Genomic DNA, 17,846 nt, shown 5'->3' with positions numbered 1-17,846 from the left:
AAATTTTCGCGTCATGCCTGTGGATAACTTTGGACTTCGAGGGTAGAATAGCGCGTTACGCGTGGCGATTCGAACGCTCGTGCGCACCCTTACAGATAGACGATTCATGGAAAATTTCTGGCAGACCTGTTCCGCTCAACTGGAGCTGGAGCTGACGCCGCAACAATTCAGTGCCTGGATTAAGCCGCTGGTGCCCCTCGACTACGAGGATGGCAAGCTGCGCGTTGCTGCGCCCAACCGCTTCAAGCTCGATTGGGTGAAGTCCCAGTTCGCCAGCCGTATCACCGCCCTCGCCTGCCAGTACTGGGAAGCGCCGACCGAAGTGCAGTTCGTGCTGGACCCGCGCCTGAACGCGGCCAAGAAGCCGGCGCCGGTGTCGAGCAACGGCATCATCCACAGCAGCGCGCCGTCGGTGCCGGACATGAGCGCCCAGCGCGCCAGCGACCAGGCCGCCGCCAGCCCGGGCTCGCCCGAGTACAACATCGGCAATTCGCCGCGCCGCGAGCAAAGCCGCGTCAACACGGATTTGACCTTCGACAGTTTCGTGACCGGTAAGGCCAACCAGCTGGCGCGCGCCGCCGCTATCCAGGTGGCGAACAATCCGGGCGTGAGCTACAACCCGCTGTTCTTCTACGGCGGCGTAGGCCTGGGCAAGACCCACTTGATCCACGCCATCGGCAACCAGGTGATGGCCGACCAGCCTGGCGCGCGCATCCGCTACATCCACGCGGAACAGTACGTCCGCGACGTAGTGACCGCTTACCAGCGCAAGGGTTTCGACGACTTCAAGCACTACTACCACTCGCTGGACATGCTGCTGATCGATGATATTCAGTTCTTTGGCGGCAAGAGCCGTACCCAAGAGGAATTCTTCTACGCGTTCGAAGCGCTGATCGCGGCCAAGAAGCAGATTATCATCACCTCGGATACCTATCCGAAAGAGATTACCGGCATGGACGACCGCCTGATCTCGCGCTTCGACTCCGGCCTGACGGTGGCGATCGAGCCGCCGGAGCTGGAAATGCGGGTGGCGATTTTGCTGAAAAAGGCGAAACAGGAAGGCGTGACCTTCTCGGACGACGTGGCCTTCTTCGTGGCCAAGCACCTGCGCTCAAACGTGCGCGAGCTGGAAGGCGCGCTGCGCAAGATCCTGGCGTACTCGCGCTTCCACGGCAAGGACATCACGATCGACATCGTGAAGGAAGCGCTGAAGGACTTGCTGTCGGTGCAGAACCGCCAGATTTCCGTGGAAAACATCCAGAAAACCGTGGCGGACTTCTTCAACATTAAGGTGGCGGACATGTATTCCAAGCGCCGCCCCGCCAACATCGCCCGCCCGCGCCAGATTGCAATGTACCTGGCCAAGGAATTGACGCAGAAGAGCCTGCCCGAGATCGGCGAGCTGTTCGGCGGCCGCGACCACACCACCGTGCTGCACGCGGTGCGCAAGATCGCGCTGGACCGTACCAAGAATCCGGAGTGCAACCACGAGCTGCACGTGCTGGAGCAGACGCTGAAGGGCTAGCGCTGCATGGCGGGTTACGGCGCCCTGCGCCTAACCCGCCCTACGGCCTTCGATAAAGGAACGTAGGGCGGGTTAGCGCAAAGAGCGTAACCCGCCGAGCCGCCCCAAAGCGCGGGTTTGCCATTAAAATCTGGCAAGCTCAGCAACAACTCAGTAACAACTCAGCTACAAGCTTGTATCGTTAATTTTTATATTGAGGATAAATATGCAATTGGTCAAAACCACCCGAGATACGCTACTTCGGCCACTGCAGATCGTGAGCGGTATTGTCGAGCGTCGGCACACTATGCCGATTCTGGCCAATATCCTCATCCGCAAGGACGGCGAAAGTGTGTCTTTCCTGTCCACCGACACCGAAGTGCAGATCACGACCAACGCCGCCATCGGTTCCGGCGCCGACGTGACCGGCACCACCGTGGCCGCCCGCAAGCTGCTGGACATCCTGCGCGCCCTGCCTGAATCGGGCGACGTGACCATGACGCTGCTGAACAAGCGCCTGACCGTGCAAACCGGCAAATCGCGCTTCGCCCTGCAAACCCTGGCCGCCGAAGAATTCCCGACCGTGCAGGAAGCCGAAAGCTACAACGCCTCCTTCACCCTGCCGCAAAAAACGCTGAAGCACCTGTTCAACATGGTGCACTTCTCGATGGCGCAGCAGGACATCCGCTACTACCTGAACGGCCTGCTGCTGGTCTTGGACGGCAAGAACGTGATCGCCGTGGCCACCGACGGCCACCGCCTGGCCTTCTGCCAGGTGGAAACCGAGCAAGCGTTCGAGCGCCAGGAAGTGATCATCCCGCGCAAAACCATCATCGAGCTGCAGCGCCTGCTGGAAGAAAACGACGAGCCGGTGCAGCTGGACATCGCCGCCAACCAGGTGAAACTGACCTTTGCCGACATCGAACTGATTTCGAAGCTGGTGGAAGGAAAGTTCCCCGACTACACGCGCGTGATCCCCAAGGGCTACAGCAACGACTTCACCATCGGCCGCGACGAGCTGCTGCGCTCCCTGCAGCGCGCCGCCATCATGACCAGCGACAAGTTCAAGGGCGTGCGCTGCATCATCACCCCAGGCAGCCTGAAAATCAGCTCCACCAATGCCGACCAGGAAGAGGCAGTGGAAGAGCTGGAGATCGACTACGGCGGCGTGAGCGTGGACATCGGCTTCAACGTGACCTACCTGCTGGACGTGCTGAACAACCTGAAGTGCGACCAGATCAACATCGCCCTGGGCGATTCGAACTCGTCCGCGCTGATCTCCATTCCTGACAACGCCGACTTCAAATACGTTGTGATGCCGATGCGCATTTAAGCAGCGGCGGGTTACGGCGTTCCGCCTAACCCGCCCTACGAATGCCCACGACAAGCCCATGGCATGTCACGTAGGGCGGGTTAGCACACAGTGCGTAACCCGCCAACCGCAGCACCGAGTCAACAAGATTACAGAGAAAGCAGTCCATGTCCGAGAGCCAAAACGAACAACCGATCCAGGCAGCCAAGGTGGAAGAATACGGCGCCGCGTCCATTCAGATCCTGGAAGGCCTCGAAGCCGTACGTAAGCGCCCTGGCATGTACATCGGCGACACCTCCGACGGCACCGGCCTGCACCACCTGGTATTCGAAGTGCTGGACAACTCCATCGACGAATCGCTGGCCGGCCACTGCACGGAAATCCACGTCACCATCCACTCGGACAACTCGATCTCCATCACCGACAACGGCCGCGGCGTACCGACCGGCCTGAAGATGGACGACAAGCACGACCCGAAACGCTCGGCTGCCGAAATCGTGATGACCGAGCTGCACGCCGGCGGCAAGTTCGACCAGAACTCGTACAAGGTGTCCGGCGGCCTGCACGGCGTGGGCGTATCGTGCGTGAACGCGCTGTCCAAGATGCTCAAGCTGACCATCCGCCGCGACGGCAAAGTGCACTACATGGAATTCGTGCGCGGCGTACCGCAAAACCGCGAAATCGAGCAGAAAGACGGCTTCGCCGTGTCCCCGATCAAAGTGATCGGCGAGACCGACAAGCGCGGCACCGACGTGCACTTCTGGGCCGACGAAGAGATTTTCACGCACGTGGAATTCCACTACGAGATCCTGGCCAAGCGCATCCGCGAGCTGTCCTTCCTGAACAACGGCGTGAACATCAAGCTGACCGACCAGCGCACCGGCAAGGAAGACGTGTTCGCGTTCGAAGGCGGCACGCGCGGCTTCGTTGAATACATCAACAAGGCCAAGACCACGCTGCACCCGACCATTTTCCAGGCCACCGGCGAGCGCCAGTCGGACCAGAACACCACCATCACCGTGGACGTCTCCATGCAATGGAACGACGCCTACAACGAACAGGTGCTGTGCTTCACCAACAACATCCCGCAGCGCGACGGCGGCACCCACCTGACCGGCCTGCGCGCCGCGATGACGCGCGTGATCAACAAATACATCGACGAGAACGACTTCGCCAAGAAGGCGAAAGTGGAAATCTCCGGCGACGACATGCGCGAAGGCCTGACCTGCGTGCTGTCCGTGAAGGTGCCTGAGCCAAAGTTCTCCTCGCAGACCAAGGACAAGCTGGTGTCGTCCGAAGTGCGCGGCCCGGTTGAAGAAATCGTGGCCAAGACGCTGACCGACTTCCTGATGGAAAAGCCGAACGACGCCAAGATCATCTGCGGCAAGATCGTGGAAGCGGCGCGCGCGCGCGAAGCGGCCCGCAAGGCGCGCGACCTGACCCGCCGCAAAGGCGTGATGGACGGCCTGGGCCTGTCCGCCAAGCTGGCCGACTGCCAGGAAAAAGACCCGGCGCTGTGCGAACTGTACATCGTCGAGGGTGACTCCGCAGGCGGCTCCGCCAAGCAAGGCCGCGACCGGAAGTTCCAGGCGATCCTGCCTCTGCGAGGCAAGGTCCTCAACGTGGAAAAGGCGCGCTTCGAGAAGATGCTGTCGTCCGAGCAGATCACCACGCTGATCGCCACCCTGGGCACCTCCATCGGCCCGGACGAATTCAACGCCGACAAGCTGCGCTACCACCGCATCATCATCATGACCGACGCGGACGTCGACGGCGCCCACATCCGCACCCTGCTGCTGACGCTGTTCTACCGCCAGATGCCGCAGCTGGTGGAACGCGGCCACATCTACATCGCCCAGCCGCCGCTGTACAAGGTGAAGGCCGGCCGCGACGAGCGCTACCTGAAGGACGACGTGGAAGAAGCCAGCTACATGATGACCGTAGCGCTGAACACCGCCGCCCTGACCCCGCGCGACGGCGCCGACGTGATCCAGGGCGAGCCGCTGGCCGAACTGGCGCGCCAGTACAACACCGCCAACGCCATCATGATGCGCCTGACCCGCGTGATCGACCGCGCCGCGCTGACCGCCATCATGACCGGCGTGACGCTGAACATGGACACGCTGGCGCAGGCCGAAGCCTCGGCCAAGGCCATGGCCGAGCGCATCAACGACCCGGCCGTGACGGTGACCGTGGTGTCGGACGAGCTGAGCGAAAAGCACGCGCTGCGCATCGAGCGCATGCACCACGGTAACGTGAAAGTGTGCTCGATCGACGCGGACTTCGTGCAGAGCGCGGACTACGCCACGCTGGCCAACGCGGCAGCCACCTTCGAAGGCCTGATCGGCGAAGGCGCCGTGATCCGCCGCGGCGAAGGCGAACGCACCAAGGATTCGGCCGTGGTGGACTTCCACCACGCGATGCAGTGGCTGCGCGATGAAGCGGAACGCGTGGTGTCCAAGCAGCGCTACAAAGGTCTGGGCGAGATGAACCCGGATCAGCTGTGGGAAACAACCATGGACCCGAAGGTGCGCCGTTTGCTGAAGGTGCAGATTGAGGATGCCATCGCGGCGGATCAGATCTTCACCACACTGATGGGGGATGATGTGGAGCCGCGTAGGAACTTTATTGAGACCAATGCGCTGCGGGCAGGAAACATCGACGTATAAGCTTGCACATGAAGAAGCACCAAAGCGCCACCAGCGCTACAAGCTCCCTTTCGGGAGCTTTTTTTTTGCATGCTGCTAGGAATTGAAATAGGAGTTATGATAGTTGCCACACATCATTTATATCTCATTGATTTCTTCTTTCTAGGTGATCAGTTGATACATCCATTTATCCGAGGACGGGAGTACATCCGATCCCATTTGCTCGAGTTTATCGGCAGCAAACAAGCACAATCAGGCGTTCTCTGGGGAAGCAAAGAACCTGGCTGCCTTATTTGCACATCAGGCGGGCGCCATGGTAAAAAGGCAGGCTACTCAGACGAGCTCGTGAGCGACGGCACATGGTGGTACTTCGGCCAAGGCCAGGCCGGCGATCAAGATGTAAAAAATTCCGCGAACGCAAAACTAGCGTCGGAGGAGCGATCTGTCCTATTGTTTACTAGCAGAGAACCGACTTCCAAGGAGCTAGCTGCTGGTAGCGGATACGGGAAGCGCTTCGCCTTTCAAGGCTGCTTCAACGTTTCAGGGCATGAGTTCATTACCCCAACATCCGGACCAAGAGCAAACGATAGACTTGTTAGGTTTAGATTGGTCCCTGCCGATGGAGACGCGGATTTTGAAGGGGCCGGTACTGCGGACTTTTCGACAGAAGCGCTATTAGTAATGCGAAAAGAGCTAACTGACCAAAATCACTCGCCAACGAAGATGACCGCCCTCAGGGAATACCGGAAACGAAGCGATAAGGTTCATATCTATGCGCTAACCCGTGCAAAAGAAGTTTGTGAGGGTTGCCATTCACCGGCCCCATTCTTTGGAATAAATGGTCGAGGCTTCCTAGAGGTTCATCATATGACCAGGCTTGCAGATGACGGGCCGGACGCGCCGAGCAACGTTGCGGCTCTGTGCCCGAACTGCCATAGACGCGCTCACTGTTCGCAAGACAGAGTGTCATTCAATCAGGCTGTACAGGATTTTGTTGCAAACCTTGAGTCATCAATGGAGAGTCACCCTGCCGCAACTAGCTCGTATGGTGAAAAATCCAAAGGATAGGAAAATTTAATGTCTAGAAAAGTTCATTTTATTACGCATGCAGACCTAAAAAATATTATCGGACAGGATCTAATCAACGACGATAACATCGCAATTGTAGAGTTAGTAAAAAATAGCATAGACGCCGGCGCACAGCAAGTTAATATCGAATTCCGAGAATCCGAAATTATCATTGAGGACAATGGAACAGGGATGTCCGCAGACGACATAGAAAAAAAGTGGCTCAATATTGCGTACTCAGAGAAAAAAGACGCAGCACTAAGCACGAGAGCCCTTGCCGGAAATAAAGGCGTCGGTCGGTTCGCCTGTGACAGACTAGGTGAAAAACTCGACATGTTCACGAGAAAGGAGGACACGCCTTTAGAACATCTGGCCGTCGACTGGACGCAGTTCGAAAACAAGAAAGAGCTAACCGCAACCATCCAAAAGGTCGACATAACTCTTAAACAGGCAACCGATTCAGAAGTGCAGGAAATAACTGGAAGGTCGCCACCTAAAACGGGAACCACATTGATAATTTCTCGTCTTCGGCAAAGCTGGACTCGAGATAAGCTTATGCTTCTAAAACGCAGCTTAGAGCGTTTTATGAATCCGATTGCTGTCTTCGACAGCGATAGCGTGGAAGTTTCAATAACGGCAAAATCTGAGCTAATTCGGGACGCAGTAGACAAAAAACACAATACTATCAACGGAAAAATAGAAAATCAAATTTTTTCCAAGTTAAAATTCAAGACCACGTACATCGAGTCAAAAATTGACGCTGCCGGAAAAACGATCACGACTCAGCTATTCCACGATGGCGAGCAGATCTACAGGCTAGTCGAGATCAACGAAGACTTCAAGCTTCTCAAGGATATAAATGTAATTATTCATTATATGAATCCTTACAAAAAGGCATATTTTAAACGACAGACCGGCTTAAATCTAGTCGATTTTGGGTCCGTGTTTTTGTTTATCAACGGATATCGCGTGCCGCCGTATGGAGATCGGGACAATGATTGGCTGCAATTAGACAACAGAAAAAACCAAGGTACAGCAAGATTTTTAGGAAATCGCGAATTGCTGGGCTTGATTGAAGTGGCCGATAAAAGCCGATCTTTTCGCATCGTTTCGAATCGCGAAGGCGTCGCTAAAGACGATCGCTTTATGCAACTGTATAAGCATCCGGGTGGCTTCTTTTTTCACATACTATCTAAGTTTGAGCGCTTCGTGGTGGATGGGCTGGACTGGGATTCGGTACCGGAAAGCATCCGAAAAAAATTACGCAGCGGAGTTATTCCAGGCGACGAAGACATGCCAGAAACGGAGGTTTACAGCGAATCGGGCGAACTAAAACGGCGACGTGTTGCGCTAAGTCTACTACGTATCGTCGGTGCGTCGGCAGACAATACACTTGAGCTAGATATAGACCCGGATGTCCTCAATGCGCTGTCGAAAGAAAAAGAAGAGACAGTAAATGCGCTGCTTGAAAAATTTGACACATTCACCGGAGCGATGGGGCACGACCTTAAACTGGCGCTGCATAGTGTCCAGAATGAATTCAGGCGGCAACGGGAATCGTTATCTCGCGCAAAGAAAGAAATTGCTAGGAAAGAGGTTCAGGTTACAAGACTAAAGGACGTAGCTCGCGGCATCTCTCAACAAAAAGACGTATTGCAAAGCCAGATACGAACACAGCAAACCGAGCTGCATTTTGCACGGCTATCCGCCGGCACAGATCAGGAGCAACTGATGCTGCTCCATCACCAATCAGGTATATACGCCAACACCGCGAAGAATTTTTTAGATTTAGCGATCTCGCAACTAAGAAAAGGCGCCGATGCTGAGAAGATTATTGAAGCAGTTGAAAAAGCTCTACTCGGCACAAGAAAGATTATCGCAGTTACGAATTTTGCGACAAAAGCAAACTTTAGGCTGAAGACAGAAACAATGACCGCCGATATTGCGTCCTTCATAAAAGAATATATGCAAAACGTCGCCGGAGACTCCTCAGCTCAGAATTTAAAAGTAACCGTTAGGCAGGATTCGCCTGAGCCGTTTGTTATGCGGTTCAAACCTATCGACGTTGCAATTGTGTTTGACAACCTGGCTAGCAATAGCACTCGTGCAAGGGCAAAAAAGTTTGACGTCGAAATCATTCGACCTTCGGAAAATGAACTAATCGTGAAGATAAGTGACGACGGACCGGGAATTAGCCCTGACATCCAACCGCCGGAGAACGTGTTTGACCGCGGTGTCACTACTACGAACGGATCAGGACTCGGTCTGTACCATGTAAAACAAACGGTAAAACAGCTAAACGGCGACATAAGTCTCGGGGAAGCCAGTGAGAAAGGATTTTGCGTTATTATGAGGTTGCTCAAATGAATCTGGAATACAGAATATTATGGGTGGAAGACGATGAAAGTTTCATCGAAAGCCAAGCACAGACCCTTGAAAAACTTAAAACGCACATTCAAGACGAAGGCTTTGACATCACCTTCGATTTTAAGACTTCTCCAAGCCAAATTGACATTGCGGTTGTAGGCTACGATTTTGATCTTATCGTTATAGATTACAATTTGACAGAGGACGGCGAGAACGGCGATGACGTTATCAAGGCCGTGCGCGACCACAATTTTCTAACCGAAGTAATTTTTTATTCGGGCAAAGCATCCGGCACGCTTCGGCAAAAGGCTGCTGAAAAGCAACTGGACGGCGTATTTTTCTCTACCAAAGATGCAGATGCTTTATTTGCAAAGATCCTCAGCGTATTCGAACTGACCGTTCGGAAAGTTGTCGATGTCAATAATATGCGCGGCATCGTAATGGCTGCAATCGCCGATATTGATCATCAGTTATCTGATATATTGACGATCCTCCATGACAAGCTGCAGGATGCAGAAAAGATCAAACACAGAAAGAAGCTTTACGGAAAAATGCTACCCAACATAGCGAACGTACGAAAACTAACCGACAACGACCAGCATGAGGCAATTTCCGCGCTGGAAGCTACATTGGATGAACTAAAGAAATTGGAGCCAAAAGACTTCTTGACTCTTGTGGGCCATCACGGATTTGACAGCTACAAACGCGTAGGTGCCGTAGAAAGTTTTTGTAAGGCGGGGGGGCCGTTAGACGGCTTCAAGGAGAAAATTGAAAGTATTAAAGGTCTACTGAAGTGGCGAAATGCGCTTGCTCATCAGAAACCGACGGTCAAAGCGAAAATCGCATATTTCGAACTAAATGAAGGCGAATTGGTGGCTTTCGACGCGCCCAATGGTCGCGCATTACGAAAGTCACTTCGAGAACACCGGTTACATCTTGCCAACGCCCACTCTACAGTTTCGCAAGAACAGTAACAGAATTCGAAGCCCTGGTCGCGGCAGCTGCTTCTCAAGCGCAGATCGGCCCCGGAGATTAGTCTTTAATATTTTCCAAAAGCCTTTTAACCTTATTTTTGACAGAGCCTGCACGCCGCTTTCGGCTCTTCGCCACGGAATTAAAGCGCCTAATAAGCAGCTGTCCTATAGCCTCAGCCAATAAGGGCGGGACAGCATTTCCGACCTGCGTATAGCGTGGACATTCGAATTTTCTGAGCTTGCCGCCGGTCGTATATTTTCCCTTGAATGAAAACCAATCGGGGAACGACTGCAACCGAGCATTTTCCCGCACCGTTAAGATACGTGGTTCGGCGTAGTGAATAATATCATCCGGCAACGTTGTAATAGTCGGCGATGGCGAATTGCGTCCCAACACTGATGTCGAGTGCTTTTTGGTTCCTACTTCCCTCCGTTGAGAAACTGAAAGTGATGTGCCAGGTGTACAGACGGATTGAACTTTTTTGAAGTACTCAATAGTCTCTGCTTTGTGATTTGGTAGCCGGCGGCTATCAGGAGGATTTTTTAAGCTCCCACGTCGCATTATTTTCTGATAAGAAGTAAAAATTATATCGGCATCATAGGGCGCCTCTTTGAATCCAGCCACATCGGAATCAGAACACGAAATAAGTTCAAGTCCAGATATTTCGAGGTCAGAAATCGCATCCGATGCGGTCACGTAACTGTCGGTCGGTAACGCTTTGCTTTTTCTAAAGCCGAACGCTTTACTTTTTAGTCGCGCAAAAAGATTCGGAACCGTCGATAGTTTTCCATTTTTCGGCAACTCGCACAACATGATTAAGCGATATCGGTTCTGCGGAACTCCAAACTCCGCGCAATTGACTACGCCGTACGTCACTTTATAACCTTGTGCTGTAAGTCTTTGCGAAATATATGCTGCGTACGAGCCCTCTTTTGCGCCATCCATCAACGCGTCTAGGCCAACTTCGTTCTCAAATTCCATATCAAAACCAGATACGTTCTCGATGACTATGAATTGCGGATTGAGCAAACCGACTAGGGACAGGTATTGCTCAGTCATCTTATTTCGCGGATCGGCTGGATCGCGCTTACCGGCTGTGGAAAAGCCTTGGCACGGTGGCCCACCAACCATAAGGTCCACCTGCCCCGCCAATTTTCCGATCTCATCCGAAAAATTAGCCAGCAGTTCTTCGCATGTCATAGCCTTTTTAGGTAACCAACCTGGCCAATCAAACTTGAATTTGCCGTTATCCACTAAATTATGCTTCAGCGTAGCGAACGCCAATGGACTTTTTTCTACTGCAAAGAGGCCCCTACAACCCGCCTGAGACAGTCCTAACGAAAGCCCTCCGCAACCGGCGAACACATCCACAAAGCGCAGCGTTTTCTTTTTTTGCATATTTCCGAAATGTCGTGTTGTCAGATTGCCAGTTGGCACCCCTCAATTTTGCCATGTTTCAAGAAAATGCACCAGGAACGAAGGTCCGCCTAGCAAGACCGCGTGCTCAGAAAGCCGCGCAGGTGCTTACACGACCTATCCGAAGGTGGTGCGATCCCGTACGTCGGACCAAATCAGCGGCGTCTAACCCATCAAGAAGACACGCGGCCTATGATAGGCTGTGAGGAATTCATGACGCCGAACAGGGCAATTTGATGGTTTTCAGATCTTATTTTGAACAGGTACGTAGCAGAGGCGCTTGCGGGACCGCTATTTGGAGCTATCGCCTTAGGATTACAAATTGAACGCGAGGATTGTAATGGATCGCGACTCCTGGCGCTTGAGCAATGCGGTATTGCTCTCGTTGGTGATTCATGCGCTGTTGTTGAGCATTACGTTCGGAGGGCAGACGTTTGGGCTGCCGGGGCTGAGCTTTCCATGGAAGGAAAGGCGGTCGGGGGCGGAGGATTTGCGCATTGTGCTGTTGCCTGCGCCGCCCTCTGCGGCTGATGCGCCAGCTGCGCCTCTAGGGCCGGAGATGGCGGAGGTTGAGAAGCCGGCGGCTGCGGAAAGCGGGACGTCTGCAGCCGCGGCGCTCCCTGCCGCAGCGCGCCGAGAAGGGGCCGCCGTGGCACTGCCGGCGCCGATTGCCGCGCCGGAGCCTGCCACTGCCGCTTCCCGCCCTCAGGAAGCGGTTAAGACAGCCGGGAAGCGGCCGGACGTGGTGCTGCCAGTCGCGCCCGATGCGCCTCAAGTGCGGGCGCCGGCAAGCTCCGTGGAGGGGGCGGTTCCTTCGGACGGGAGCGAGGTGGCGCTGCCCAGTGCTTCGGGCGATGCGTTGCAGAAGCAGGTTGAGCAGGAGGCGCGCGAACAGGCGCTGGCGCAGGAGCGGCTCGACAAGGAGCGGCAGGATGCCGAGGTGCTGCGGCAGGCTGAAGTGGCGGCGGCTGCGCAGCGCGAGGCGGCTCGCCTGGAGGAGTTGCGCAGGGAAGTGCTGCGCCAGGAGCAGGCCAGGACGGATGAGAGGGCTCGGCAGGATGCCGCGCGGAGGGAGCGGGAGCAGCACCGTCAACAGGCCGAGGCGGCGCGCCTGGAGGGCGAGCGGCAGCTGCTTGCGCGGCAGGAGGAATTGCGTCAGGAGCAGGCGAGGCTGGCGGAGAAGGCACGGCAGGACGCGGCCCGGCAGGAGATTGAGCGGGCGGAGGCTGCACGGATTGATGCTGAGCGCCAGAAGCTGGCGCGGCTGGAGAGGGAGCGAGCGGACGCGACGCGCGCTGAGGTGGACCGGCAGGCGCTGGCTAGGCAAGAAGAGTTGCGGCAGGAGGCGCTGCGGCAGGAGCAGGCGAAACTGGCTGACAAGGCGCGGCAGGATGCTGCCCGGCAGGAGCAGTTGAGGGTAGCGGAGAAAGCACGGCAAGAGACAATCAGACAAGAGGCCGCTCGACGGGAAGCTGAAGCGCAGGAGGCGGCACGGCAGCAAACGGCAGCGCGGGAGGCGGCGAAGCAGGAAGCGGCACGGCAGCAGGCGGCGATGCAAGAGGCGGCGAGGCAGGAAGCGGCGCGACAACAGGCGGCATCGCAAGAGGCAGCGAAGCAGGAAACGGCGCGACAGCAAGCGGCAGCGCAAGAGGCGGCGAAACAGGAAGCTGCCCGGCAGCAGGCCGCTGCGAGAGAGGCGGCAAGGCAGGAGGCTGCGCGACAGCAGGCTGCGGCGCAAGAGATGGCAAGACAGGATGCTGCGCGACAGCAGGCGGCGCAAGAGGCAGCGAAGCAGGAGGCGGCGCGGCAGCAGGCGGCGGTGCGAGAGGCGGCAAGGCAGGAGGCTGCGCGACAGCAGGCCGCGGCGCAAGAGACGGCAAGACAGGAGGCTGCGCGACAGCAGGCGGCGCAAGAGGCAGTGAAGCAGGAGGCGGCGCGACAGCAGGCGGCGGCGCAAGAGGCAGTGAAGCAGGAGGCGGCGCGGCAGCAGGCGGCGGCGCAAGAGGCGGCGAAGCAGGAGGCCGCACGGCAGCAGGCGGCGGTGCAGGAGGCGGCGAAGCAGGACGCTGCAAAGCCGGATGCGGCGCGGCAGGCGCTTACGAAGCAGGAGCAGGCGAAGCGCGACCGGGCGGAGCAGGAGGCGCAGCGCGAGGAGCGGCTGCGCGCGATCGGCCGGCAGCTCGACGCGGAGGCGGCCCAGCGCGATGCGGCGAACCGCCCTTCCCGCTCGCTGCTGCCGATGGGTAGCAGTCTGCGCCGCGGTTGGCTCTACGGCCGCGCGGACGCGAACACGGACATGGTGCTGTACGCCGAAGCCATGAGCAAGAAGATCGAACTGAACCTCACCTTCGAGATGGTGCGCGATGTGGTGAAGCAGCCTCACACGCAGCCGACGGTGACGGTGGCCGTGCGTTCGGACGGCTCGGTGGAGAAGATCACTTTCGTGGTCTCCAGCGGCGTGCCAGCCATCGACGAAGCGATACGGCGCGTGGTGGCCAGCCAGGCGCCGTATGGTGCGTTTCCGCCCGCCCTCGCCCGCCAGTATGACGTGATCGAAATCCGCCGCACCTGGGTCTTCGATACGGCGATCCGCCTGCAGTGACGGCGCTCAGTGGTGCACCGGCGCTGCTTGCCCGGTGTGCTGCTGCTTTTCCTTGATCCAGGCCTTCAGCTTGGCGATGTCGCGGAAGTCGGCCACGTCGCAGGCGATGTTCTCCAGCTGGTATTCGAGCGCGTGCTTTTGCAGGTGCACGCAGTGGCGGGCGATGTGCTCTGTCAGCTCCGGTGTGCCGGGCAGGTTGAGCCGGACCATGAGGGAGAACTGGATGCCCATGGTAGCGAATTCCAATTCGTCCAGGTAGGCTCCCATAACGCCTATCCGCTTTTCCAGTTGCCTGATGCGCAGGTGGCCCGCGCCGGGGTGGCGGATCTGGTCCAGTTCTATTTCCAGCATCTCGAGGGTAAGCGCGTCGCCGTTGACGTAGCCGGCGTTGGCTTGCTCCAGCAAGGCCGGCTGCTGCCCGGCCGGCAGGGTGAGAATGATGCCGACCAGTTTCGCATGCAGTTCCTCGGCCTGCTCCTGTTCTGCTTCCGGGTCCCATGCGCAGCGCTCGGGATAGGTGTCGGCCAGGAGCATGTCGCCGATTTCGCGCAGCTGCGTGCCGAAGCGCAAGCGGTCGCTTTCGTAGTCGCCGCCGCTGTAGCGGTTGTAGATGTGTTTGATGTCGCTGTCGTCTGCCCAGGTCAGCACGCGGTTGGCCAGGGTGCAGATGGAGTCGGCGATGGCACTGCGTTCGGGGTCGTTCAGTGTGGTGTGGGCGTAGGCCTGGTCGAATATCTGGATCAGCTGGCGGGCGTAGACGTTGAACTGTTCTTCCAGGGGATCGAGGACGCGGCGCCCCAGCTCGCGCAGGCGCTCGGCGCTGGCTTCCCAGCGAACGTGGGTGGCACGGGCTTCGGCCACCTGGGCGAGCAGGGAGTCGAATTCCTGGCGGGCGCGTTCGAGCTTGGCGCCGGGTTTGGTGCGTGGGGTGGGCATGGTCTAGGCCTCGTTGGGCTGGGCGGGCAGACCGTGTGGTGGCTACCGGTATGCCAAGGATGGAACTGGCATTTTAGGCGCGCAGGATGGGGCGGGCATTGATGTGCCGCAAAGGTCGCCATTCCAGGTGGGATCCGCTGATTGGCGAAGCTATGGCGTCAGCACGTAGCTGGCGTCCTCGCGGTCGCGCGCGGATGGGGCGGCGAGCAGGAAGGCGTTGACGCCGAGGCGGGCGCCGCCCTGGGGTTCGGTGCGGGACAGGCTGAAGCCTTGGGCGTCGGCGGCGCGCAGCACGAGCTGGACTTCGAAGGCGATGCCGGTGGTGCAGAACATGGCGAGCATGGCTTGCAACGCTGCGGCGCCGGGGGCGTGGGGCAGGAAGCGTTCGAAGCCGGTCTTGGTCAGGGGGCCGATGCGGATGCGGGCGAGCGTGTCGCAGCGGTTGATGCGGGCGCCGAGCAGCACGCCTTGGCGCAGGGCGCAGTGGCTGCGGCCAAGCTGCGCTTGCTGCGCGGCGGGCAGCGTTTCCCATACGCCGATCAGGGGCTCAACTTTGGCAGGCACATTGAAGTATTCGGTGAGCATGCCTGTAACTACGTCGTGCGAGACGGTGCGGCTGCGGATCTGGGTTGCGTACCGGGCGACGGTTTCGCGGTCGATGGGGCTGTGCTGCGGCTTGGCGCCGGCGAGGTGGAGCAGCTTGACGAGGTAGGCATCAACGCCGTCGGCGGCCTGCATGCATTCGGGGCGGTGCGTGGCCCAGGCCTGGCAGAACATGGCTAGCGCGCGGTCGGAGAGCAGGTCGAGGAAGGCGCGCGGACCGTCGTCGCCTTCGCGCTGTTCGTGGGCGGCGATGCGCTCGGTGTAGTGGTGCGGGAGCGCGCCACTGCTGCCCAGCAGGCACATGAAGGCGGGGGTGATGTCAAGCATACCGTCGGCACGGGCGATGCTTCCGATTTCGCCCGGGGGGAAGGCGAGCGAGAGGCGGTTGCGGTAGCGCAGGCGCGGCGCAGGGGCTTGCGCATCGCTGCGCAGCCATTGCTCCAGCAGGCGCACGGCCTGGAAGAAGTCGAAGCGCTGGGGCTCGGACAGCAGCGCCTGGATTAGCCCCGTCAGCCCCGCCAACTCCATCAGGCCAGCGTCAGGCTGCCGTTGCGGGGTGCGCATCGCAGCAGCTCCTTTCCGCTCGCGTGCGAAACGATAGTGAGCTGGGTGTAGCTGTTCAGGTGGACGTATAGGCCGGCCAGGTTGTCGAGCATCTGCGCGAAGATGTGGATGCCGGTGCCGGCGTAGGCGTCTTCGTCGAGGGTGACGCGGATGTCCACGCCGTGCAGGCAGGCCAAGCCGGTGCCGCGATGCAGCCAGGCGGTGCCGAGCGAGTGCGCGAGGCCGGTGATGCCGTCTATCTGGCGCTGGGAGATGGCGTTGCCGGGCAAGGCGTACAGGCGCAGCATGGCGGTGAAGGCAGGCAGGCCTTGCTGCGTGAGCGAGCGGTGGTTGAGCGACAGGTGCGACACCAGCCCCCACTGCGCGCCGCGCGCGGAGGTGAGCCGCTGCGACTGGGTGGGCTTGCGCAGCAGCCGTATCGCCACGCTGCCTGCGGCGGCTTCGGCGGCCAGGTCGCCGCCGGGCAGGCCGCCTTGCAGTTCGTGCGGCAGGTTGCGGTTGGTGCAGGTGAGGCCGATGGAGGCGGTGCCTGCTTCGGCCTTGAGCGGGTCGAAGTCGCGGTCGATCAGGGCCAGGGAGTATTCGTGGGCTACGCGGCCGCTGGCCAGTTCGTCGTCGCGCCGCAGGATCCAGTAGCGTCCTTTGCGGCTGGGGGATTCGCCGTGGCGCAAGGAGTAGTAGGGAACGAACTCGGTGTGGATGCCGTCCCTCGCGCCGGAACGCTGCAGCAGGTGCACCGTGTCCACGCTGTAGATCTCGCAGGCCTTGGCGGGCAGCGCGTCCGGCAGCAGCGGGTAGCTGCTTTGGGTGTGGGTGATCTGGATGGGCGTGGCGATGTGGCGGAACAGGTTGACGATGGGCGTGCAGGACAGCAGCAGGTTGTCGCGCGTGAGCGTGCGCAGGATGCGGGCCGCGCCGGAGTCGCCGCGCAGGCCGTTGAGTGCCAGGTGCAGCGTGACGCTGGCGCAGCCTGGGGCGGCGTGGCGCAGCAGCTCGGCCAGGTCGATGTCGATGAAGTCGAATTTTTCGGGGTAGGCGAAGTATTCGCTGAGCAGGCGGTAGGCGGGCTGCTCGGCGGGGCCGAAGGGCAGCAGCGCGTCGGCGTCGTCGAAGCCGGCGGGACGCAGGGGTACGCGCTCCAGCAGGCGCCATTGCCCTTCCGTTTCGACGCAGGCGCAGGCGGCGCGCATGAAGAGCGTGTCGCGCAGGGTAGCGCGCAGCGAGGCTTCGCCGTCCAGGAATACGCGCAGCATGGGCAGGCGCAGTTCGGCCAGGCTGCGGTTGGCAGCGGTGCAGGCGATGGTGATGCGGATGGAGGCGGTGACGTCGGGCGGCAGCTGTAGCGTCGAGGGCGCCTGGATGAAGGTGTCGAAGCGCGCGGTGGTGATCTGCACGGGGGCCACGGCCACGTCGTAGGCGGTGCGGAATTTGCAGCCGGGGGCGGTGCTGCCCAGGGACTTGAGCATGGTGCCGCGCGGGATGACGGCGGCGGTGCCGGGTGCTGCGCTGTTGTCGAAGCGGGCGATGGAGCAGGACGGGATGGGGCGCAGGTAGTGCGGGTAGAGCACGCCGAGCAGGGCTTCGGTGAAGCCGGCGTAGTCGTCGTCGAGGCGCTTGGCGGTGCGGGCGTTGAGCAGGGCCACGGACTGGATCAGGCGTTCCACGTGGGGGTCGGCGCAGGTTTCGCCGTTCATCAGCAGGCTGCCGGCGAGCTTGGGGTAGCGCTCGGCGAATTCGTGGCTGGCGCGGCGCAGCATGCCCAGTTCGCGTTCAAAGTACGGCAGCAGTTTTTCCATCGTCGTGTCCTTTGCCTGGAGGGTCCGACGATGGTGGCATAGGCGGAGCGGCGTG

General features: G+C 58.9%; 11 protein-coding genes. 7 read left to right on the top strand and 4 right to left on the bottom strand.

Features of this window, described 5'->3' with window-relative positions:
• The first annotated feature begins 106 nt into the window (after positions 1-106).
• From dnaA to ASC94_RS07110, 6 genes are all read left to right on the top strand, one after another.
• Entirely contained in the window at positions 107-1,525 is a 1,419-nt protein-coding gene (gene dnaA, locus ASC94_RS07125; protein WP_056392729.1) for a chromosomal replication initiator protein DnaA, read from the top strand.
• Positions 1,526-1,730: 205 nt separating this feature from the next.
• On the top strand, positions 1,731-2,837 hold the full coding sequence (gene dnaN, locus ASC94_RS07120) for a DNA polymerase III subunit beta (RefSeq protein WP_056392727.1): 1,107 nt from the start codon (positions 1,731-1,733) through the stop codon (positions 2,835-2,837).
• 146 nt (positions 2,838-2,983) lie between these two features.
• Complete coding sequence (gene gyrB, locus ASC94_RS07115; RefSeq protein WP_056392725.1) at positions 2,984-5,485, top strand: DNA topoisomerase (ATP-hydrolyzing) subunit B; 2,502 nt, start codon at positions 2,984-2,986, stop codon at positions 5,483-5,485.
• 96 nt (positions 5,486-5,581) lie between these two features.
• Entirely contained in the window at positions 5,582-6,532 is a 951-nt protein-coding gene (locus ASC94_RS31590) for an HNH endonuclease signature motif containing protein (RefSeq protein ID WP_162251400.1), read from the top strand.
• Positions 6,533-6,541: 9 nt separating this feature from the next.
• Positions 6,542-8,899 carry a sensor histidine kinase gene (locus ASC94_RS31585; protein ID WP_082616328.1) on the top strand — a complete coding sequence of 786 codons (2,358 nt, stop codon included), beginning with the start codon at positions 6,542-6,544 and terminating at the stop codon, positions 8,897-8,899.
• Positions 8,896-9,873 carry a response regulator gene (locus ASC94_RS07110; RefSeq protein ID WP_056392723.1) on the top strand — a complete coding sequence of 326 codons (978 nt, stop codon included), beginning with the start codon at positions 8,896-8,898 and terminating at the stop codon, positions 9,871-9,873. The genes ASC94_RS31585 and ASC94_RS07110 overlap by 4 nt, the downstream gene beginning before the upstream one ends.
• A gap of 58 nt (positions 9,874-9,931) precedes the next feature.
• Here the strand turns inward: ASC94_RS07110 and ASC94_RS31580 are convergent, their stop codons facing one another.
• Positions 9,932-11,272 (bottom strand): DNA cytosine methyltransferase, encoded by a 1,341-nt coding sequence (locus ASC94_RS31580; protein ID WP_082616327.1) that lies wholly within the window; start codon positions 11,270-11,272, stop codon positions 9,932-9,934.
• Positions 11,273-11,630: 358 nt separating this feature from the next.
• Between ASC94_RS31580 and ASC94_RS07105 the strand changes: the two genes are divergently transcribed.
• Positions 11,631-13,892, top strand: a complete 2,262-nt coding sequence (locus ASC94_RS07105; protein ID WP_056392721.1) for a TonB C-terminal domain-containing protein — start codon at positions 11,631-11,633, stop codon at positions 13,890-13,892.
• 6 nt (positions 13,893-13,898) lie between these two features.
• Here the strand turns inward: ASC94_RS07105 and ASC94_RS32330 are convergent, their stop codons facing one another.
• The 3 genes from ASC94_RS32330 to tssF form a co-directional block, all read right to left on the bottom strand.
• Positions 13,899-14,828, bottom strand: a complete 930-nt coding sequence (locus tag ASC94_RS32330) for a hypothetical protein (protein ID WP_056392718.1) — start codon at positions 14,826-14,828, stop codon at positions 13,899-13,901.
• A 150-nt stretch (positions 14,829-14,978) separates the two neighbouring features.
• Complete coding sequence (gene tssG / locus ASC94_RS07095; RefSeq protein WP_056392716.1) at positions 14,979-15,995, bottom strand: type VI secretion system baseplate subunit TssG; 1,017 nt, start codon at positions 15,993-15,995, stop codon at positions 14,979-14,981.
• On the bottom strand, positions 15,959-17,791 hold the full coding sequence (tssF, locus tag ASC94_RS07090) for a type VI secretion system baseplate subunit TssF (RefSeq protein ID WP_056392714.1): 1,833 nt from the start codon (positions 17,789-17,791) through the stop codon (positions 15,959-15,961). Before tssF ends, tssG begins: the two co-directional genes overlap by 37 nt.
• Positions 17,792-17,846: the final 55 nt, after the last annotated feature.

Source organism: Massilia sp. Root418 (assembly GCF_001425265.1).
In the GTDB taxonomy this organism is placed as follows: Bacteria; Pseudomonadota; Gammaproteobacteria; order Burkholderiales; family Burkholderiaceae_D; genus Rugamonas.
This window is presented reverse-complemented; position numbering and strand designations above follow the sequence as displayed.

What these genes read in the sequence shown, in the direction of transcription:
- dnaA (WP_056392729.1), top strand. Translation starts at nt 107, where the DNA reads ATGGAAAATTTCTGGCAGACCTGTTCCGCTCAACTGGAGCTGGAGCTG.
- dnaN (WP_056392727.1), top strand. Translation starts at nt 1,731, where the DNA reads ATGCAATTGGTCAAAACCACCCGAGATACGCTACTTCGGCCACTGCAG.
- gyrB (WP_056392725.1), top strand. Translation starts at nt 2,984, where the DNA reads ATGTCCGAGAGCCAAAACGAACAACCGATCCAGGCAGCCAAGGTGGAA.
- ASC94_RS31590 (WP_162251400.1), top strand. Translation starts at nt 5,582, where the DNA reads ATGATAGTTGCCACACATCATTTATATCTCATTGATTTCTTCTTTCTA.
- ASC94_RS31585 (WP_082616328.1), top strand. Translation starts at nt 6,542, where the DNA reads ATGTCTAGAAAAGTTCATTTTATTACGCATGCAGACCTAAAAAATATT.
- ASC94_RS07110 (WP_056392723.1), top strand. Translation starts at nt 8,896, where the DNA reads ATGAATCTGGAATACAGAATATTATGGGTGGAAGACGATGAAAGTTTC.
- ASC94_RS31580 (WP_082616327.1), bottom strand. Translation starts at nt 11,272, where the DNA reads ATGCAAAAAAAGAAAACGCTGCGCTTTGTGGATGTGTTCGCCGGTTGC.
- ASC94_RS07105 (WP_056392721.1), top strand. Translation starts at nt 11,631, where the DNA reads ATGGATCGCGACTCCTGGCGCTTGAGCAATGCGGTATTGCTCTCGTTG.
- ASC94_RS32330 (WP_056392718.1), bottom strand. Translation starts at nt 14,828, where the DNA reads ATGCCCACCCCACGCACCAAACCCGGCGCCAAGCTCGAACGCGCCCGC.
- tssG (WP_056392716.1), bottom strand. Translation starts at nt 15,995, where the DNA reads ATGCGCACCCCGCAACGGCAGCCTGACGCTGGCCTGATGGAGTTGGCG.
- tssF (WP_056392714.1), bottom strand. Translation starts at nt 17,791, where the DNA reads ATGGAAAAACTGCTGCCGTACTTTGAACGCGAACTGGGCATGCTGCGC.